We start from the raw sequence: 18,231 nt of genomic DNA, 5'->3' as shown, positions 1-18,231 counted from the left end.
GAGGGTGCCGGGCCGCTGTCATGAGCCGGGCCTGGTGGTCGGGTCGTCTCTGCCGTGTGCCGGGGGCCTGAGCTGGGCCTGCCGGTCGGGTCCTGACTGTCTGGGCCGGGGGCGGTGGTCAGTTACTGGCGCGTAGCGTTCCACTACGGCTATATAGGCGTACTGCGACGCTATGCGCCAGTACCTGACGAGGGGCACCGGAGAAGCGCCCTGCGCCAGTTCCTGAGGACGAGGCGCCCGACCGTTGTGTCAGCCGATCGCGACCCCGAGCAGCGCGCCGATCCCGTAGGTGACGAGCAGGGCGAGGATGCCGCCGACGATCGTGCGGATCGTCGCCGCACGGGCATTGGACTCGCCGAGCCGGGCGCTGAGCAGGCCGAGCAGGGCCAGGGCGAGGACCACCGCGAGCATCGTCGCGGGGAGGCGCAGCATCGGCGGGCTCGCGAGGATCGCGAGCAGCGGGATGACCCCGCCGAGGGTAAAGGAGACCAGGGAGGCGAGTGCCGCGGAGACCGGCGAGACCACGGCCTCCTGCTCCACGCCGTGGCGGAAGCGGGTGTGGGCGGCGAGCGCGTCGTGGCGCTCCATCGAGTCGGCCACCTGCCGTGCCACATCGCTCGGGATCCCGGACTCGACGAGCGAGGCGATGAGCCGCTCGTGCTCCGCGGCAGGCTGCGCGGCGAGGTCGCGGCGGGTGCGCTCGATGAGCGCAGTGTCGGTGTCGCGCTGGGTCGAGACCGAGACATACTCGCCCATCGCCATCGACAGGGCACCCGCGACCAGCGAGGCGAGCCCCGCGATGAGCAGCCAGCGGATGTCCGTCGTGGCACCGGCGACGCCGACGGCGAGGCCGGCGACGGAGACGATGCCGTCGTTCGCGCCCAGCACCCCGGCGCGCAGCCGGTTCACGCGGTCCGAGCGGGAGGTCCGTTCCTCGGCGTGCTCGGACGACGGGGTCGCGGTCGAGGGCGGGCTCGGGGTCGCCGCCGACGGCGCGGTGGGAGCCGACGACGGGACCGCCGGGGCAGTCGATCGAGCGGGAGTGGTCGGTCGGGCAGGGGAGGGGCGCGGGGGCAGGTCGAGGAGGCTCATGCGCCGAGCATAGTTCTTTGGACTTAGTCCAATCAAGCAAGGCGAGGCTAGCCTGACCTGCACAAACAGGTGAGGCTAGCCTCGCCGAAGTGGTCGTGGGGCGGAGGTCAGGCCCTTGCCGGCACCGGCTCCGCGACGCGCTCCGAGGAGGTCCCGAGCTGCGCCGTCGGCCACCACATGCGCTCGCCGATCAGCGCGAACAGCGCCGGCACCAACACGGTGCGCACGAGGAGCGTGTCCAGCAGGACTCCGAGTCCGACGATCAGGCCCAGCTGTCCGAGGACGACGAGGGGCAGCACACCGAGGGCCGCGAAGACCGCCGCGAGCACCACGCCCGCGCTCGTGATCACCACGCCCGTGGAGCCGACCGCCCGGACCATACCGTGCGCGGTGCCATGGGTCGCCGCCTCGTGCCGCGCCCGGTGGACCAGGAAGATCGTGTAGTCCACGCCGAGGGCCACGAGGAACAGGAAGGCCAGCAGCGGCACGGTCACGTCGAGCGCGGGGATGCCCAGCAGGGTCCTCCCCGCGAACAGGCCCAGCCCGATCGCCGCGACGGCGCTGAGCACGTTCACCGCGAGCAGCACGAGCGGTGAGACCACCGCCCGCAGCAGCAGGACCAGCACCGCGAGCACGACCAGCAGGATCAGCGGGGCCACGACCAGCAGGTCACGGGCGGAGTCGCCGCGCACGTCCACCGCGGTGGCGCTGGTGCCGCCGACGAGGGCGTCGGCCCCGGACAGCGCGTGCAGCGCGTCCCGTAGCCCCTCGACCTCGGCGGACGCGGCGGGCGACTCGGGCTCCGCGGAGCCGACGGCGGAGAGGACCGCCCATCCGTCGGCCGTGGTCCCGGTGGTCGCGACGCGCTCGATGCCGGGCACCGACTCGGCCGCCGCGATCACCGCCTCGGCGGCATCCTCGCGGACCACGATCCGGTGCGGGGCGCTCTCGCCGGCGCCGTAGTGCTCGGCCATCGTCGCGAAGCCGGTGGAGGACTCGTTCGCCGCGGCGAACTGCTCGTCCTGCGAGAGCCCCACCCGGGTGCCGAGCAGACCGGTGGCCAGCACCGCCAGGAGTAGCACGGAGCCGGCGGCAGCGATCCACGGCCGCCCGGTGACGGCGCGGGCGACGGCCGCGAAGGGGCCGTGCTCCGCCCCGTCACGGCGCTCTGCGTCGTCACGGTGCCCCGCGGTCGCGCCCGGGCGCGGGACGAACGGCCAGAACACCCGTCGGCCGCAGACGGCGAGCAGGGAGGTGAGCGGGAACAGCGCCGCGACCACTGCGATCAGCAGCCCCGCCGCGGCGGCGAGGCCGAGGCCGCGGGTCGCGGGCATGACCGCGGCGAGCAGTGTCAGCAGGGCGAGGACGACCGTGATGTTCGAGGCCAGGATCGCCGGGACCGTGCGGCGCCAGGCGAGGGCGAGGGCGGCCCGGTGATCCTCCGCGTGGTGCAGCTCCTCGCGGTAGCGGGAGATGAGCAGCAGCGCGTAGTTCGTGCCCGCGCCGAACACCAGAACCGAGATGACGCCCGCGTCGAAGGCGAGGGAGAACTGCTCGCCGAGGGTGTCGGTGACGCGCCCGGCGGCGCCGTCGGCCAGCGCCACGACCGCGAGCGGCAGCAGCCACAGGATCGGCGAGCGATAGGTGAGCAGGAGCAGCACCGCGACCACGGCGATCGTCACCGCGAGCAGGCGGAAGTCAGCCCCCGCGAAGGCCCCGCGGATGTCGGAGCCGACAGCGGGACCGCCCGTGATCGACACCGTCAGCCCCTCGGGAGCCGAGTCCCGGGCGGTCTCCCGCAGGTCGGCGATCATCGCGTCGATCGCCTCGGTATCCGCCCGCGCGTCGACGGTCGTGACCAGCAGGTCCGCCTCACCGTCCGCGGCGGGCATGGGGCCGATCGCCTCCCGTCCCGAGGCGGTCTGCAGCGCGGCGCGGAGGGTCTCGATCCCGGCAGAGTCTGCTTCGGTGAGGCCGCCGCCGTCGGTCCGGGTGATCACGGCGAAGACCGGCTGGAAGCGGGAGCCCTCGAGGGTGTCGGCGATCGCCGCGGCGCGCGAGGACTCCGAGCTCTCGGGCAGGGCGTCCATCCCGGCGACGGGGCCGGAGCCGCGCATCCCACCCATGATCGCGAGCAGCAGCACGACGGCGACGCCGAGCACCGCCCAGGCCGAGCTGCGGCCGACGAGCAGGGCGGCGAGGCGCTCGCCGGCGGGACGGCGCTCGCGGGCGGCTGCGCGCCCGACGGGGGCTGACGGGGTGGGGGTGCCGGGAGCTCCGGTGGGCGGGGAGGTGGTCGAGGGCACGGGGCATCCTTCGAGGTCGAAGCGGTGAGCCCCGGATCGGCGGGGCATCAGCCACGCTAGGAATCGGGGCCGAGGCCCGGATCAACCCTTCGATGTATTCGGCCGCCAGGCCCCGGGGCGTCGTGGCCGCTGGGTACGCTCGCGGCATGACGCAGCGGCATCTCGTCGGGGCCCGGATCCTCGCGCAGGGACTCGTCGGGCCGGCGGGCGGCGGTGCCCGCGCGGCGAGCGCGGAAGCGACCGGGGGAGTCCCCGCGCCCGTCGAGGTCGCGCGCTCCTTCGCCGCCCACCAGGGGCAGGACCTGCCCGGGGTGATCGCCTCCCTCGCGCTGCGCAGCGGCGGGGCGGTCGAGCCGGTGCTCGCCGCCTTCGACCGCGGGGAGATCGTGCGCGGCTACCCGATGCGCGGCACCGTCTTCGCCGTCGCCGCCGACTCCCTCGCCTGGATGACCGAGCTCTGCGTCGCGGGTCCGCTGCGCGCCGCGATCGCCCGCCGCGGGGCGCTCGACCTCGACGAGCGGAGGGTCGAGCGGGCCCGCGAGGTGCTCGTCGCGGCGGCCGAGCCGGTCTCCGGGCCCGGCGCCGGCCGGGGACTGCTGCGCAGCGAGGTGATGGCGGTCTGGGAAGCGGCGGGGATCGCGACCGGGAGCGGCCGCGGCTACCACCTGCTCGCCGAGCTGATCTCCTTCGGCGACATCGCCTACGGGCCGTGGCGCGAGCAGGAGACCGCCGTCGTCCACGCCCCGACCTGGCTGCCCGCCGGCAGCGACCTCGAGGGCGCCTTCGGCGGGGACCGCATCGCGGCCGCCGCCGAGCTCGCGCTGAGGTATCTGACCAGTCACGGCCCGGCGGGGGAACGGGACCTCGCCTGGTGGTCGAAGGTGCCGCTCGGCACGGTGCGCCCCGCGATCGCACAGGTCGCGGAGCGGCTCGAGTCCGGATTCGCCGACCGCGACGGGCGCCTCCACGCCCGCGCCGAGGACGCGCGCGGCGGCGACGGGGAGCGGCTCTGGTTCCGGCCCGGCCTCGCCGAGGAGTACGCGGACGCCGAGAAGGACACGATGAAGGAGCTGCTGCTGCCCGGCTTCGACGAGCTCGTGCTCGGCTACCCGAACCGGCTCGCGCTGATCGCCGAGGGCCACCATCCCGCCCTCGCACCCGGCAACAACGGGGTGTTCAAGCGGGCCGCTCTGCGCCGTGGCGAAATCGTCGGCACCTGGACCCGCACCGGCTCGACCGGCAAGCGCCGCCTCGTGCTCGAGGAGCTCGGCACGATCTCCGATCCCCAGCGCCGGCGCTTCCAGAACCTCTTCGCGCGCTTCCCGTACACCGCCGCCTGAGCGGCGGCCCCGGCGCGGGGCAGGGTCGCCGTCGGCGCTGAACTCCCGCGCCCGGTCCCGCCCCAGGCGCCCGTGGTGGAATGGCCCCCATGGATCGACCCAGCTACGGTTACAGCGCCGAGGACGCCCCCGAGCCGCAGGCTCCGCCCGTCTGCCCCCGCCACCCCGACCGGGTGAGCTACGTGCGGTGCCAGCGGTGCGAGCGGCCGGTCTGCCCCGACTGCCAGCGACCCGCGGCCGTCGGCGTGCTGTGCGTGGACTGCGCGCGGGACCTCGAGCGCCAGCAGGCGTCCTCCCGGCCGCGCAATGCGATGGGCGGCGCCATGGGCCGCGCGACCCCCGTCGTCAGCTACACGATCATCGCGCTGTGCGTCCTCGCGTACGTCGGGCAGCGGGTGGCGCCGGATCTCGTCGTCCAGCTGGGCATCTTCGCGCCGTTCCGCGCACTCGCGATGCCGTGGACCTTCCTCACCGCCGGCTTCCTGCACGGCGGGATCCTGCACCTCCTGCTGAACATGTACGCGCTGTACGTGTTCGGCCCGCAGCTCGAGCGGACGCTCGGGCACTGGCGCTTCGCCGGCATCTACCTGCTGTCCGTGCTCGCGGGCCACACCGCGGTGGTGCTGCTCACCGATCCGCTGAGCCAGAGCTGGTACGGCGGCACGTTGGGGGCGTCCGGAGGCGTGTTCGGCCTGTTCGCGGCCATGTTCATCGTCATCCGACGGATGGGGGCCGACGCCGCCCAGCTGATCGTCCTCATCGCCCTAAACCTGGTCATCACCTTCACGGTGCAGGGCATCTCCTGGCAGGGCCACATCGGCGGGCTGCTGATGGGCGGTGCGCTGACCGCGGCGATGTACGCGCTGCGCCCCAAGGCGCGTCCCGGCTCCGACCGGCAGGCGATCGCCCGCCGCTCCGCCCTGCTCCACGCCGGGGTGCTCGCCGCGGGGTTCGTGCTGTGCCTCGCGTTCGTGCTCGGGCGGTTCGCCCTGCTGCCCGCCTGAGGCGCGGAGCACGGAGGGCCCTGCCTGTTCGTCCGTGCAGGCGCTAGCGTCGGCGCATGAGCGATCCCGCAGGCCCCGACGCCACCGCAGCCTCTGCAGGCCCCGACGCCTATCTCGCCGCCGCCCCCGAGCGGTTCCATCCGTTGCTGGAGGAGCTGCGGGAACGGCTCGCCGCTGCCCTGCCCGATGCCGAGGAGTTCGTGGGCTACGGGATGCCCGGCTTCCGGATCGACGGGGCGATCGTCGCCGGATACGCCGCGTTCAGCCGCCAGTGTGGGCTGTACGTCGACGCGGCCGCGATCGCCGAGCTCGCCGAGGAGATCACCGGGGCGGGGCTCAAGCACACCAAGACCGGTGTCACCTTCACCGCGGCCCGCCCGATCTCGGGCGAGCTCGTCACCCGCCTCGCCCTCGCCTCCCGCGCCGCGCTCGGCGTGTGAGGGAGCGCTCGGGTGTGAGGGACGGGCCGACGATCACGGTGATGTGACGCCCGGCCGGTGAACAGGACGGGAACGCCTCCGGCCCGCGCAGAGCACCCACCTGCGGAACTACACCGGTGTGACTATCCCCAGTTGTGGACGTGGCTGTGGATAACCGTGGATGCGCTGGGGACGTCGACCCGATGACTGTGGAAAACCGGGGATGGGCTGTGGACGGGCAGTGGGCGCGGGAGACGTCCACGAGTCCACACCGGCTCCGGTCGAGCTCGGCCCACGGCGCACCCGCTCGTATCGGCGCGCGGGCCCCACGTCGCTGACCTGTGGAAATACCGTGGCGTAACCCCCTCTGACCTGGCATGACAGGCTCGGGGCCGGATACTCGTCACCGGTCCGGAGATCACGGCGCGATCACGGCGGCCCCTGTCGCGACACGCCCGGGAAGTTGTTCGCACCTGCGGAACTACAGGTCTGTCATTCCTCCACGACTGTGGACAACGCTGTGGAAAACTCCGGAGGCGAGGCCGAGCACGTGCCCGGGGTCAGTGCTCGGCACCACCGGGGAGCACGCTGTCCACAGCCGTCTCCCGCGCCGCCATGACCAGCTGCACGATCCCGCGGGCCGTCTCCTCGACGGGGAGGACGTCGGCCGCGGGGACGTGCACGAAGCCGCCCCGCACCCCGGCCAGCTCCGGAGCGGTCGCCAGCAGATGCGCGATCCGATAGGCGAGGTCGTTGCAGACATAGGTGCCGGCCGTCTGCGACACCGCCGCGGGCAGGCCCGCCTCCCGCAGCGCCGTGACGATCGCCTTGACGGGGAGGCTCGTGAAGTGGCCGACGGGGCCTCCCGCGATCACCGGCTGGTCGATCGGCGAGGCTCCCGCGCCGTCGGGGATCCGGGCATCGCGGAGGTTGATCGCGACCCGCTCGGGGGTGATCGCGGTGCGGCCGGCCGCCAGTCCGACAGCGATCACCAGCGGCGGGCGCAGGGCGTGCACGGCCTCCTCGAGCAGGTCGCCCGCGCGCCCGAACTCCACCGGGAGCTCGATCGCCTCCACTGCGAGCCCCTTCCCGTGCAGGACCGGGGTCGCGCGCCGCACCGCTTCCCACGACTCGTTGAGGGCGGCCCCGTCGAAGGGCTCGAAACCGGTCAGCAGCACGTCGGTGGTCATGCAGCCAGGGTAGAGCTGCCCGGACGGCCGAGCGGAAAAGCCCTCGAGGGCCCTCGGGGAGTCCCCTACCCTGGGGCGATGTCGACGCTCCCGGACCTCGCCACGCTGTATCCGCCCCTCGGCCTCGTCGTCCGTGCCGGGGAGCTCACGCTGCGCCCGCTGGCCGACGCGGACCTGCCCGAGTACGCCGCGCTCCTCCGTCGGCCGATCTTCGCCGACCCGACCGCCCCCGAGGTGTTCCCCTGGTACCGAGCGGATCCCGAGGAGCGCGAGCTCGACGCGCTGCGCTTCCAGTGGCGGCTGCGCTGCGGCATCGGCCCCGAGGAGTGGACCCTCGCCTTCGGGATCTGGGCCGACGGGCGTTTGATCGGCTCCCAGGACGTGTCCGCCGTGCGCTTCGCCGCGCGGCGCACGGTCACCTCCGGCTCCTGGCTGACGCTCGACGCGCACGGGAACGGGTACGGGACCCTGATGCGGCAGGCGATGCTCGTGCTCGCCTTCGACCACCTGGGCGCGCTGCGGGCCGAGTCCTCCGCCGTCCTCGGCAACGCGCCGTCCTTCGGCGTCTCGCGGGCCTGCGGGTACATCGAGAACGGCACGCAGGTCTCGACCCTGCCCGGATCGAGCGAGGTCGAGCAGCGCTTTCTCGTCACGCCGGAACTGTTCCGCCGCCCGGCCGTGCCGGTCGAGGTCGAGGGGCTCACCCCGGCACTGCGGGGGATGCTCGGCGCCTGAACGGGCCACCCCCGGGTCGGCCGTCCACGAACGGGACGTGAGCGGCACCAGACCTGTCATATGCAGGGCACGTGCCGCTCACGTCCCGTCGGTGGACAGGCGGGTCCGGGCCGACCGGCCGGAGCTGTGCCGACCGGCCGGAGCTGGGGCTGGACGCCGGGGTCCCGCCACTCCCAGCCGGGCGGGCGAGGTCAGCAGTAGGCGGTCGTCGCCGTGGTGCGGGCCGTCGTCTTCGTCGCCTTCTTCGTGCCGCCCTTGTAGGTGCACTTCTCGACGAGGGTGCCCTTGGCGTTGTACAGCCGGGCGGTGTCGCCGGTGTTGTTCCAGATGTAGCTCGCCTTGCTCCAGTACAGGGTGCTCGAGGAGTTCTTCCCGGAGCCCGAGCGGATCGTGAGGGTCTTGCCCGGGGCCAGCTTCGTGCCCTTAGGGAAGGCGAACTTCTGCGGGCCCTCGTCGCGGAGCACGTACCCGGTGAGGGTGAGCGTGGTCTTCCCGGTGTTCTTCACCTGGATGTACTCCTGGGTGTACCCGGCGTTGTTCGACTTGTCGGTGCCCTTGGGGTCGTAGTGGATGGTGGTGATGTCCAGCGGCTTCACGACCGCGGCCTCGGCCGGGGCGGCGAGGGCGAGCGGGGCGCAGAGCAGGAGCGCCGCCAGCAGGACGGGGAGCAGGCGGGCGCGCGAGAGGGCAGGAGTGAGCAAGAGGACCTCGAGGAGGAAGGGATCGGGGGCTCGAGGGTGAGCTCCGGATCAGGACCGGCGGGATGCTCGAAAAGTACAGTCCGCGGTGTCGCTCGGACCAGAGTTTCCCGACCCCTGTGCAGCGAGCTCCGTCACACTCCGCGGCATCGCTGTCATCGCTCGTCAGTGGCGGGTTCGGCGGCCCGGACCTGCGGGCCGCGGCAGCAGCCCCGGAACCTCCGCATCCGCCTCGTCCCTCCTCCTCTCCACTGCCTGTTCCGCCTCCTCTCGACCCCCGCCGCCACTCGCCACGTCTGTCCACAAAGAGACGTGAGCAGTACGAGACCTGTTCTATGCAGGGCACGCGCCGCTCACGTCCCTTTGGTGGACAGTGGCGGAGCCGACGGGGCCGTCCCCGGCCCGCCGGGGATGCTCGCCCCTACATCGACTCCTGCCACGCCTGGTAGAGCGCCGCGAAGCGCCCGCCCGCGGCGACCAGCTCCGACGGCGACCCGTCCTCCACCACCTCGCCGCCGTGGACCACGAGCACCCGGTCGGCGATCATCACCGTGGTCAGACGGTGGGCGATGATCAGCGAGGTGCGGTGGCCGAGCAGCTTGGTGAGTCCCTCCTGGACCATCCGCTCGCTGGGGATGTCCAGCGAGCTGGTGGCCTCGTCGAGGATCAGCACCCGGGGGTCGGCGAGGAAGGCGCGCGCGAAGGAGATCAGCTGCCGCTGCCCCGCCGAGACGCGCCCGCCGCGCTTGTTCACGTCGGTGTCGTAGCCGTAGGGGAGCTTCTCGATGAACTCGTCGGCGCCGATCGCCCGAGCCGCCGCCTCGATCTCCTCACGGCTCGCCCCGGGCTTGCCGAGGGCGATGTTGTCCGCGACCGTGCCGGAGAAGAGGTACGCCTCCTGGGTGACCATGACGATGTTGCGCGTCAGGTCGCCCATCGATACATCCCTCAGGTCCACGCCGTCGAGCTTCACGCTGCCCTCGGTCGCGTCGTAGAAGCGGGCGATGAGCTTGGCGACCGTGGACTTGCCGGCACCGGTCTGCCCGACCAGCGCGACAGTCTGACCGGCGGGGATGTGCAGGTCCAGCGGCTTGAGCACGAGCGGGCCCGCCTCGCTGTACCGGAAGGAGACGTTCTCGAAGTCCACCTGCCCGCTCGAGGTGGGCAGCGGCGTCGGGGCCTCGGCCTCCTTCACGTGCGGCTGCATTGCCAGCAGGTTCGCGATCTTCTCGAGCGCGGCCACGGCGGACTGGAAGGAGTTGTAGAAGTTCGCGATCTCGTCGACCGGCTGGAAGAAGCGCCGCGAGTACAGCACGAGCGCGACCAGCACGCCGACCTGCAGGTCGCCCTGCAGCACCCGGAAGCCGCCCACCACGAGCACCGCCGCGATGGTGATGTTCGCGAGCACGCGAAGCGCCGGCTGGTAGATGCCGAAGACATTGATCGAGCGCATCGAGGCGTCGCGGTAGTCCTGCGCGAGGGTGTCGAACTCCGCCTGGTTGCGGTCCTCCTTGCGGAAGGCCTTCACCGCGCGGATCCCGGCCATCGCCTCGACGAAGTGGACGATCAGCCGCGCCGAGTGGGTGCGGATCGCGCGGTACTCGACGGCCGAGCGCTTCTGGAACCAGACCGTCAGCGCCACGCAGGGGATCAGCATCAGCAGCATGACCAGGCCCGTCACCGGGTCCATGCCCACGATCAGCACGATCGTGAAGACCATCGACAGCGAGGCGCCGACCATGACGTTCACGCCCGAGTCGAGCAGCTCGCGCAGTGCCTCCATGTCGGAGGTCTGGCGCGAGACGATGCGGCCCGAGGTGTAGGACTCGTGGAACTCGAGGTCCTGCTTCTGGGTGAAGCGGAAGACCTTCCGCCGCAGCGCGAGCAGCATCCGCTGTCCCACCACGACGGACTGGCGCACGTAGCCGAAGGTCAGCAGGCCGCCCACGATCGCGGCGCCGACGGCGAGGGCCGCCGCCTGGATCGCCGGGGTGGCATCGCCCTCGAGCAGCGAGGGCAGGCCGTGGTCGATGCCCCAGGCGATGATCGCGGGGCCGGCGACGACGGCCAGCTGCGCGACGACCACCATGATCGCCATCAGCAGGAACTGGCCCTTGACCGGCGAGACCAGCTCGCCGAGCAGGGCGAAGGAGCGGCGTCGGGAGGACTTGGCCTCCTCGGCGGTGAGGGCGCCGCCGTCGGCGCCGTCCTGGTCGAGCGGAGCGGTGGTGGTCATCGGCCCTCCTCCTGGATGGCGCGGAGCTCGAGCTCGCCGGTGAGCGTCTCGATGTCCTGGTCGCGGCGGCGCTCCTCCTCCTGGTTGGCGATCACCCAGCGGTACCGGGCGGAGGTGGCCATGAGCTCGGTGTGGGTGCCGACGGCGACGACGCGGCCGTCGTCGAGCAGGGCGACGCGGTCGGCGAGGGCGACGGTCGAGGTGCGGTGCGCGACGATCAGCGTGGTCGTGCCCTGCAGCACCTCGCGGAGGCGGCCGGTGACGGTCTCCTCGGTCCGGGTGTCGAGGGCGGAGAGCGGATCGTCGAGCAGCAGTACGGCGGGCTTGGCGGCGATCGCGCGGGCGAGGGCCAGTCGCTGGCGCTGGCCGCCGGAGAGGCTCATGCCCTCCTCACCGATGCGGGTGTCGACGCCGTCGGGCAGGTCGTAGGCGTAGGTCGCGTCGGCCGTGCGCAGGGCGAGGTGCAGCAGCTCCTCGGACTCGGCCTCCGAGAGCGTCGGATCGGCGCCCAGCAGCACGTTCTCCCGCACCGAGTCGGAGAACAGGGTGGCGTCCTCGAAGGCGACCGCGGTGAGGGTGCGCAGGGTGACCAGGTCCATGTCGCGGATGTCGACGCCGTCGATGGTGATCGCACCGCCGGTGACGTCGTAGAGCCGCGGCACGAGCTGCAGCAGCGTCGACTTGCCGCTGCCGGTCACGCCCACGAGCGCCATCGTCTCGCCGGGGAGGATCTCGAGGTCCGCCCCGTCGAGGACGTCGGTGACGTGCGCGGGGGCGTCCTCGTATCGGAAGTGCACGCCCTCGAGCCGCACCGCGCCGCGGGCCGTCGCCGGATCGACCGCGACCGGCTGCTCGGGCGAGACGATGGCGTTCTCCGTGTCCATCACCTCGTAGTGGCGGTCCAGCGCGGTGGTCGCGTTCACGGCCTGGCCCAGCAGCATGCCGAGCATCCGCACGGGGCCGACGACGAGGGTGGCGGTGGCGAAGTAGGAGGCGAGCTGGCCGGTAGTGATGGTCCCCTCGGCCGTGAGGTGCAGGCCCACCAGCAGCGCCACGCCGAGAGCGGCCTCGGGCAGCATGAACATGAACATGTCGAAGCGGGCCATCGAGGTCGCCTTGCGCACCTCGGTGCGGCGCAGCTCCTCGGCCTGCTCGGTGAAGCCCTCGAGCGCGGAGGGGCCGCGACCGAAGGCCTTGAGCACGCGGATGCCCTGCACGGACTGCTCGATCGTGGTGGCGAGGTCGCCGTTCTGGTCCTGCGAGAGGCGCGAGAGCACCGAGAAGGAGCGGTTGAAGCGGTAGGCGATGATGCTCACCGGCACCGCGGCGACGAAGAAGATCAGCGCGAGGATCGCGCTGGAGCGGATCAGCAGCACCATGCCCACGGTCACCGTGACGACGTTGGTGACGACCATGATCATGCCGAAGGCGACCCAGCGGCGGATCTGGTTGATGTCGGTGAGCATGCGGGAGAGCAGCTGGCCCGAGCCCCAGCCGTCGTGGAAGCTGACCGGCAGGTGCTGGACCTTCTCGTAGAAGCTGACGCGGATCTGCTTCTCGACGGTGGTGGAGGGGGCGACGGCGAAGATGCGGCGCAGCCAGATGAGGGTGGCCTCGACGATGCCGAGGGCGAGGACGATCGCGCCGCCCGTCCAGATGGTGATGGCGGTGGCGTCGTCGCCGAGGCGGTTGACGATGAATTCGAGGACCTGCGGGATCATGAGCGCGACGATGGACGCGGTCATGGCGCTGAGCAGGCCGAGATAGAGGCGGATGCGGATGGGGCGGACCGTCTGCCAGAGGCGGCTCATGGTGCCGAGCATGGGGAAAGGATCCTCAGGGGGGAGTTCGCCCCCGGCGGTCGGGGACGAAGTCTTAGCCTAGTCAAGTATTCCCACGTCTGACAGCGCATTCCAGGGCGGGGCGCGACGAATTGTCGGAGGGGTGGGGGAGCGCCGGGTTCCGGTCCGTGCCGAGGGGCCGACGGGACGCCGGTGAGGCGAGCTGCAGATATATGCACCTCGCATCACGGAGCGCCCGCCGGCGACGATCCCGCCGGGCCGACGGCGGGACGGGGGGCCGGGCAGGTGGGCGATGCCGGGGTGAACCGGCCGACGGGGGACGGGGAGCCGGGTGCGGGGGCTGTCTGCCCCTCAGGCGCCGGGCTCGATCTCGCTCCACTCGCTGTAGGCGGCGTCGGACAGCAGCGCGGCGGCCCCGGCGGAGGCGGCGGTCACGGTCAGCACCGCGGGCCAGGCGCCGATCCGCTTCGCGAGGGGATGGGAGAGGCCGAAGCCGAGCACGTAGGCCGTGCCGAGCACGGCCGTGGTGGCGGGGCCGCGGCGGGCGAGCCAGGTGCGGCCCGCGTAGATCCCGGCGGCGGCGAGGACCACCCCGCCGAGCGGCCGGATCCCGGTCTCCCGAGCCGTCAGCCATCCGCCGATCAGCCCCGCGGCGACAACGGGGGCGGTCTTCACGGACTCGGCGGGCTTGATCGCGATGCTCATGGTTCCGAGCCTACGACGGACGCCTCGGCGGCGGCTGGGACGGGAGGTCGTCGCAGAGGAGGGAAGGCTCGGCTCCGGTGTTCCGGACCTCAGCTCAGCGCACCACCGCGGCACCGTGGGCCGGGACCGTCCCGTCGGGCGCAGGGCCGACCCCGTCGAGCATGTCCGCGCCGCTGACCGCCTCGAGCACCGAGCCCGGCGCGGGGCGCTCCTCGTCGCCGAGGTTCAACACCAGGGTGAGGGGGCGCGGGTCCGCTCCGCCCGCCGACGCGAGGCCCGGCGAGGCGGCCGACGGGGTCAGCGTGATCTGCACCCAGATGCTCGTCAGGGTGCCCTCGTCGACCGTGACCGAGGCGGTGGAGAGCCATGGCTCGCGGCGGCGAAGGGCGAACAGGCGCCGGTGCACCTCGAGGATCCGCGGTGCCGCGGCGGGGCTGAGCAGAGCGAGGTGCTGCGGGGAGCCGCCGCCCTCGACCGGTTCGGCGCTCCCGGCGGGAGCCGGCCCGTCGGCCAGCGACCCCGCGGCCTCCGCCGACCCCTCCGTCCCCGCCGCCGGATCCGCGGGGAAGGCGGGCCGCACCGCATCGTCCCCGCCGGGCCGCTCCTCCTTGACCCCGACCGCGCCGAACTCGTCCCCGGCGTAGATCGCCGGGATGCCGGGCAGCAGCGCGAGCAGGGCGTAGGCGGCGGCGAGGTCGCGGCCGTCCTCGAGCTGGGAGGCGATGCGGGTGGTGTCGTGGTTGCCGAGGAAGGTGAGCGGATGTGCGCCGCCATCGGCGGCGAGGAACTCCGCGTGACGGCCCAGGGCGTGCGCGAGCTCGAACAGGTTGTGGTCCCGCAGCGAGGACCAGATCGCCTTCCACAGCTCGTACTGGGTGATCGAGTCCGCCCCCGACGCGGTCGCGAAGCCGGGGTAGTCGCCGTGGATCACCTCGCCGAGGATCCAGGCGTCCGGGTGCTCGGCCCGCACCCGCTCGAGGATCGGGGCCCAGGCCTCCGGGCCCGCCGCGTACATCGCGTCGAGCCGCCAGCCGTCGACGCCGCGGCGCAGCCATCCGGTCATGACGTCGACGATCGAGTCCTGCACCACCGAGTCGGCGAGGTCCAGCTCGATCAGGTCCCCGTTGCCCTCGAAGCCGTAGGGATGCTCGCCGGACCAGCGGATGTGCGCGCCCTCCGGGGCGTGGGGGCCGACGGCGATCGCGCGGCGCGCGACCGGGTGCAGCTCCGAGACGTGGTTGAACACCCCGTCGAGGACCACTCGGATCCCGCGTTCCCGGCAGGCGGCGACCAGGGCGTCGAGGTCGCGTTCATCGCCCAGGCGCGGGTCGAGCCGGCGGTGGTCGAGGGTGTCGTAGCCGTGGGAGACCGCGTCGAAGATCGGGTTCAGCAGGAGCACATTCGCACCGAGGGACACCAGGTGATCGAGCCATCCGGCGATCCGCCCGAGCCGGTGCACGACGTTCTCCCCGTCGGCCCCGCCGTAGCCCTCGCCGCCCAGGTCCTCGCGGTGCCGGGGCGCGCCGCAGAAGCCCAGCGGGTAGACCTGCCAGCAGATCGCGGCGCGGATCCAGGCGGGGGCGGAGAACGGCGCTGTCGTGGTCATGGCGCCATCGTAGGCGCGGGTCGGCGGTGTCGAGGGTGCGGTGCCAGGGGTCGTGGGCGACGGCCGGCGGCGCAGGGCAGAGGGTCGGGACATCGGCTGTCCGGACAGCGGACGCCCAGTCAGCGATCGCGCGGACACCGGGTGCGGCAGCGGCGGGACCGTGATGGGATGGCGGAGCCGACGCCCCCTGCCTTCCGGGGCCGCGTCCCGCCGCACCGCTCACCGAGGAGAGACATGATCCGCCTGCGCACCGACTTCTTCGCCGAGTCCCTCGGCATGGGCACCTCCATGAACGTGCTGATGCCGCAGGCAGCCTCCGGCATCGGTATGGAGGGCGCCGACGCGACCAACGGCGCCGACGGAGCGCGCGGCGTGCCCGTCCTCTACCTCCTCCACGGACTCAGCGACGACTGCACCATCTGGGAGCGCCGCACCTCGATCGAGCGCTACGCGACCGAGAAGGGGATCGCCGTGGTGATGCCCGAGGTGCGCCGCTCCTTCTACTCCGACGAGGCGGTGGGCGAGAAGTACTGGACCTTCATCGCCGAGGAGCTGCCGCAGCTGGTGGCGCGCACCTTCCACGTCTCCACCGCGCGCGAGGACACCTTCGTCGCGGGCCTGTCGATGGGCGGCTTCGGCGCTTTCAAGCTCGCCCTGAACCACCCCGATCGCTTCGCCGCCGCGGCGAGCCTGTCCGGGGCGCTCGACGTGACGAGCCTCGATCTGAGCTGGACCGGGACCCTCGGCGAGCGGGTCTGGGGCGGTCGCGACGTGTCCGGCACCGCCGATGACCTGGTGGGCCTCGTCGAGCGCGCCGACCCCACCGCACTGCCCGCCCTCTTCCTCGACTGCGGCACCGAGGACGGCCTGATCAGCCAGAACGAGCGCTTCATCGCCGCTGCCGAGGAGCACTCCGTCGACCTCACCTCCCGCCTCCGCCCCGGCGACCACACCTGGGAGTTCTGGGACGAGGGCATCCAGGACGTCCTGGACTGGCTGCCGATCCGCGGCTGAGTCGACGCGCGGCGGGACCAGCACGCGTCGGACGGCGGTGCCCCACGGACGGCGGTGCCGGCCCCGTCGGCCGTGCGAGACGATGGACCGGACCTCGCGGCGCCGCCCCGTCGGCCCGCCCCCACGACCCCGGGAGTTCACATGGCCGTCTTCGCCGTCCAGTACACGTACCTCGACGACGCTCAGCGCCTGGCGACGTTTCGTCCGGAGCACCGCGAGCACCTCGCCGAGCTGCACCGCGACGGGACGCTGCTGCTGTCCGGGCCGCTGGACGACGGCTCGGAGGCGCTGCTGATCGTCGTCGCGGACTCCGCCGAGGATGCGCTCACGGCGCTCGACGGCGACCCGTTCAAGCGCGAGCGCGTCATCGTGGATCGCGTCGCGCGCGAGTGGAACGTCGTGATCGGTCAGCTGCCGGGAACCTGAGGGCCGCCCGCGCCGGGCATGGGGCCGCGCTCGCCGTCGGGCCCCGTCGCTGTCGGCGGCTCCTCTCGCGCGGCCTCGTCCTGCAGGGCGAACAGCTCGGCCGGGGACTCGACGCGCCGGGCGTGGTCGCCGATCAGCACCAGTGGCAGCGCTTTCTCCCCGCCGTGCTCCTGGAGCAGCGCCATGGCGTCGGCGTCGCGGCGCACGTTCACCCACACGAGGTCCGCGCGGGGGCCGCGCAGACCTGTCTGCAGCCGCGCCGACCCCGGATCGCCCGGCGCCCACAGCACGAGGGTCGCCCCGCCGGCACCGGCCTCGCGGGCGAGGGCGAGGCTCGTGTGCGGGCCGGAGCGCAGCGGACTCGTCCAGTACGCCATGAACAGGGAGAACAGACCCACCGCGATCGCGGCGAGCAGCTGATCCACGGCCACCAGCAGCGCCGACAGCACCGCGCCGCCGACGATCATCAGCGCGGGCCGCAGCCACGCCGTCGCGGGGGTTCGGGACGCAGGGGAGGTCGGTTCGGTGCCGGGCATCCGTCCAGGGTACGGCCGACGGCTGGGGTGGTGCGGGGACCGCTGCGCCGTGTGCCGTGCGTCAGATCAGGGCGGCGGTGTCGAGACGTTCGCGGGTCTGCTCCACGAGGGCGTCCCGCAGGGCGGCGACCGCGGGGATCGACTGGGCACCGCGGCGGTTGATGAGGCCGATCATGCGGTTGTCGAGCCCGGCGAGGGGCCGCACCCGCACCTGGTCGTTCGGTGCCGCCTCGAGGGAGGTCTCGGGCATGAGCGCGACCCCGCCACCGTGCTGGATGAGGCGCTGCACCACGATCGAGTCATCCGTCGAATGGCGCACCGTGGGCACAAAGCCGGCGCGGCGCGCGCTCGAGATGAGGTTCGCCCGACACCTCTCGCAGCCCGCGATCCACGGCTCGGCGGCCAAGTCGGCGAGGGTCAGCTCGGGGTCGTCCGCGCGGGGATGGTCCTGCGGGAGCACGAGCATCACCCGATCCTCGAGCAGCGGGCTCCACTCGAGGGTGCCCTCGTCGGTGAGATCGCTGCACGGATAGCGGAACACGAGGGCCACGTCGAGCTCGCCCTCGCGGACCGCATCCACCGCCTCCGGCGGCTCGAGCTCGCGGAAGGTGACGTCGAGATCGGGCGCGGTGCTCGAGAGGGTCGCGAGGACCGGCGGGAGCAGCACCGCCGCGGCCGACGGGAAGGTCCCGAAGCGCACCGAGCCGCGGCGCAGGGCCGTGATGTCCGCGAGCTCCTGCTCGGCCGCATCGAGCTGCGCGGCGATCGCCTCCGCGTGCGAGGCCAGCCGACGCCCCGCCTCGGTGGGCGTGATCCCCGCGGACGAGCGCAGCAGCAGCTGCGTGCCGACCTCCTTCTCGAGGGCGGCGAGGTGCTGGGACACGGCCGGCTGGGTCCAGCCCAGCTCGCGCGCGCCCGCCCCGATCGAGCCGTTGCGCACCACGGTCCGGAAGATGAGAAGCCTGCGGGGATCCATGGCCTTCATGGTAGCCGCGGGTGACAAGGTCTGCTTATGGGGTGGGGCACGTCCCAGTGGCGCGCGCGGCGCACTCCCTCCGGGACGTACCCCTCGCCCCGGAAACCACCACAGACTTGGGGGAAAGAAGCGGTCATTTCCCCAAG

Annotated in this window: 16 protein-coding genes; 6 read left to right on the top strand and 10 right to left on the bottom strand. The window is 72.8% G+C overall.

Going from position 1 to position 18,231, the window contains the following annotated elements; translation table 11 throughout:
- Window positions 1-249 precede the first annotated feature (249 nt).
- Both ACZCAH_RS05755 and ACZCAH_RS05750 read right to left on the bottom strand, forming a co-directional pair.
- Window positions 250-1,092, bottom strand: a complete 843-nt coding sequence (locus ACZCAH_RS05755; protein ID WP_464340162.1) for a VIT1/CCC1 transporter family protein — start codon at window positions 1,090-1,092, stop codon at window positions 250-252.
- Between the two features lie 107 nt (window positions 1,093-1,199).
- A complete protein-coding gene (locus ACZCAH_RS05750) occupies window positions 1,200-3,398 on the bottom strand; it encodes an MMPL family transporter (protein ID WP_464340161.1) in 2,199 nt (732 codons plus the stop codon).
- A 146-nt stretch (window positions 3,399-3,544) separates the two neighbouring features.
- On the opposite strand from ACZCAH_RS05750, the gene ACZCAH_RS05745 reads away from it, so the two are divergent.
- The 3 genes from ACZCAH_RS05745 (at window position 3,545) to ACZCAH_RS05735 (ending at window position 6,182) form a co-directional block, all read left to right on the top strand.
- Complete coding sequence (locus tag ACZCAH_RS05745) at window positions 3,545-4,738, top strand: DNA glycosylase AlkZ-like family protein (RefSeq protein ID WP_464340160.1); 1,194 nt, start codon at window positions 3,545-3,547, stop codon at window positions 4,736-4,738.
- Between the two features lie 89 nt (window positions 4,739-4,827).
- The gene (locus ACZCAH_RS05740; protein WP_464340159.1) at window positions 4,828-5,742 is read left to right on the top strand and encodes a rhomboid family intramembrane serine protease; all 915 of its coding nucleotides are present in this window, start codon (window positions 4,828-4,830) and stop codon (window positions 5,740-5,742) included.
- Window positions 5,743-5,798: 56 nt separating this feature from the next.
- Complete coding sequence (locus ACZCAH_RS05735) at window positions 5,799-6,182, top strand: iron chaperone (RefSeq protein WP_464340158.1); 384 nt, start codon at window positions 5,799-5,801, stop codon at window positions 6,180-6,182.
- Between the two features lie 539 nt (window positions 6,183-6,721).
- On the opposite strand, the gene ACZCAH_RS05730 is transcribed toward ACZCAH_RS05735, so the two are convergent.
- Window positions 6,722-7,351, bottom strand: a complete 630-nt coding sequence (locus ACZCAH_RS05730; RefSeq protein WP_464340157.1) for a pyroglutamyl-peptidase I — start codon at window positions 7,349-7,351, stop codon at window positions 6,722-6,724.
- Between the two features lie 78 nt (window positions 7,352-7,429).
- On the opposite strand from ACZCAH_RS05730, the gene ACZCAH_RS05725 reads away from it, so the two are divergent.
- Window positions 7,430-8,086 carry a GNAT family N-acetyltransferase gene (locus tag ACZCAH_RS05725; protein ID WP_464340156.1) on the top strand — a complete coding sequence of 219 codons (657 nt, stop codon included), beginning with the start codon at window positions 7,430-7,432 and terminating at the stop codon, window positions 8,084-8,086.
- Window positions 8,087-8,277: 191 nt separating this feature from the next.
- Here ACZCAH_RS05725 and ACZCAH_RS05720 read toward each other — a convergent pair whose 3' ends face one another.
- The 5 genes from ACZCAH_RS05720 to ACZCAH_RS05700 all read right to left on the bottom strand — a co-directional run bounded on the left by ACZCAH_RS05720 (window position 8,278) and on the right by ACZCAH_RS05700 (window position 15,133).
- Complete coding sequence (locus tag ACZCAH_RS05720) at window positions 8,278-8,787, bottom strand: lamin tail domain-containing protein (protein WP_464340155.1); 510 nt, start codon at window positions 8,785-8,787, stop codon at window positions 8,278-8,280.
- 418 nt (window positions 8,788-9,205) lie between these two features.
- Entirely contained in the window at window positions 9,206-11,020 is a 1,815-nt protein-coding gene (locus ACZCAH_RS05715; protein ID WP_464340154.1) for an ABC transporter ATP-binding protein, read from the bottom strand.
- The gene (locus ACZCAH_RS05710) at window positions 11,017-12,843 is read right to left on the bottom strand and encodes an ABC transporter ATP-binding protein (RefSeq protein WP_464340153.1); all 1,827 of its coding nucleotides are present in this window, start codon (window positions 12,841-12,843) and stop codon (window positions 11,017-11,019) included. The genes ACZCAH_RS05715 and ACZCAH_RS05710 overlap by 4 nt, the downstream gene beginning before the upstream one ends.
- Before the next feature lie 330 nt (window positions 12,844-13,173).
- Window positions 13,174-13,527: a hypothetical protein gene (locus ACZCAH_RS05705; RefSeq protein ID WP_329750393.1), complete on the bottom strand. Its 354-nt coding sequence runs from the start codon at window positions 13,525-13,527 to the stop codon at window positions 13,174-13,176.
- Between the two features lie 94 nt (window positions 13,528-13,621).
- Window positions 13,622-15,133 (bottom strand): alpha-amylase family glycosyl hydrolase, encoded by a 1,512-nt coding sequence (locus ACZCAH_RS05700; protein WP_464340152.1) that lies wholly within the window; start codon window positions 15,131-15,133, stop codon window positions 13,622-13,624.
- 234 nt (window positions 15,134-15,367) lie between these two features.
- On the opposite strand from ACZCAH_RS05700, the gene ACZCAH_RS05695 reads away from it, so the two are divergent.
- Window positions 15,368-16,147 carry an alpha/beta hydrolase gene (locus ACZCAH_RS05695; RefSeq protein ID WP_464340151.1) on the top strand — a complete coding sequence of 260 codons (780 nt, stop codon included), beginning with the start codon at window positions 15,368-15,370 and terminating at the stop codon, window positions 16,145-16,147.
- A 141-nt stretch (window positions 16,148-16,288) separates the two neighbouring features.
- Entirely contained in the window at window positions 16,289-16,573 is a 285-nt protein-coding gene (locus ACZCAH_RS05690; protein ID WP_464340150.1) for a YciI family protein, read from the top strand.
- On the opposite strand, the gene ACZCAH_RS05685 is transcribed toward ACZCAH_RS05690, so the two are convergent.
- Both ACZCAH_RS05685 and ACZCAH_RS05680 read right to left on the bottom strand, forming a co-directional pair.
- Window positions 16,555-17,109 (bottom strand): hypothetical protein, encoded by a 555-nt coding sequence (locus ACZCAH_RS05685; RefSeq protein WP_464340149.1) that lies wholly within the window; start codon window positions 17,107-17,109, stop codon window positions 16,555-16,557. The genes ACZCAH_RS05690 and ACZCAH_RS05685 overlap by 19 nt on opposite strands.
- Window positions 17,110-17,170: 61 nt before the next feature.
- A complete protein-coding gene (locus ACZCAH_RS05680) occupies window positions 17,171-18,085 on the bottom strand; it encodes a LysR family transcriptional regulator (protein ID WP_329745696.1) in 915 nt (304 codons plus the stop codon).
- Between the last annotated feature and the right edge of the window lie 146 nt (window positions 18,086-18,231).

The organism is Brachybacterium sp. B718/18, from assembly GCF_055454375.1.
The sequence above is the reverse complement of the archived record's forward strand: the minus strand, read 5'-3'. Positions and strand labels throughout refer to the sequence as shown.

Excerpts from the sequence above, each read along its gene's own strand:
- ACZCAH_RS05700 (WP_464340152.1), bottom strand. The coding sequence starts at position 15,133 with ATGACCACGACAGCGCCGTTCTCCGCCCCCGCCTGGATCCGCGCCGCG.
- ACZCAH_RS05695 (WP_464340151.1), top strand. The coding sequence starts at position 15,368 with ATGATCCGCCTGCGCACCGACTTCTTCGCCGAGTCCCTCGGCATGGGC.
- ACZCAH_RS05685 (WP_464340149.1), bottom strand. The coding sequence starts at position 17,109 with ATGCCCGGCACCGAACCGACCTCCCCTGCGTCCCGAACCCCCGCGACG.
- ACZCAH_RS05680 (WP_329745696.1), bottom strand. The coding sequence starts at position 18,085 with ATGGATCCCCGCAGGCTTCTCATCTTCCGGACCGTGGTGCGCAACGGC.
- ACZCAH_RS05730 (WP_464340157.1), bottom strand. The coding sequence starts at position 7,351 with ATGACCACCGACGTGCTGCTGACCGGTTTCGAGCCCTTCGACGGGGCC.
- ACZCAH_RS05755 (WP_464340162.1), bottom strand. The coding sequence starts at position 1,092 with ATGAGCCTCCTCGACCTGCCCCCGCGCCCCTCCCCTGCCCGACCGACC.
- ACZCAH_RS05735 (WP_464340158.1), top strand. The coding sequence starts at position 5,799 with ATGAGCGATCCCGCAGGCCCCGACGCCACCGCAGCCTCTGCAGGCCCC.
- ACZCAH_RS05705 (WP_329750393.1), bottom strand. The coding sequence starts at position 13,527 with ATGAGCATCGCGATCAAGCCCGCCGAGTCCGTGAAGACCGCCCCCGTT.
- ACZCAH_RS05745 (WP_464340160.1), top strand. The coding sequence starts at position 3,545 with ATGACGCAGCGGCATCTCGTCGGGGCCCGGATCCTCGCGCAGGGACTC.
- ACZCAH_RS05710 (WP_464340153.1), bottom strand. The coding sequence starts at position 12,843 with ATGCTCGGCACCATGAGCCGCCTCTGGCAGACGGTCCGCCCCATCCGC.
- ACZCAH_RS05725 (WP_464340156.1), top strand. The coding sequence starts at position 7,430 with ATGTCGACGCTCCCGGACCTCGCCACGCTGTATCCGCCCCTCGGCCTC.
- ACZCAH_RS05740 (WP_464340159.1), top strand. The coding sequence starts at position 4,828 with ATGGATCGACCCAGCTACGGTTACAGCGCCGAGGACGCCCCCGAGCCG.
- ACZCAH_RS05715 (WP_464340154.1), bottom strand. The coding sequence starts at position 11,020 with ATGACCACCACCGCTCCGCTCGACCAGGACGGCGCCGACGGCGGCGCC.
- ACZCAH_RS05690 (WP_464340150.1), top strand. The coding sequence starts at position 16,289 with ATGGCCGTCTTCGCCGTCCAGTACACGTACCTCGACGACGCTCAGCGC.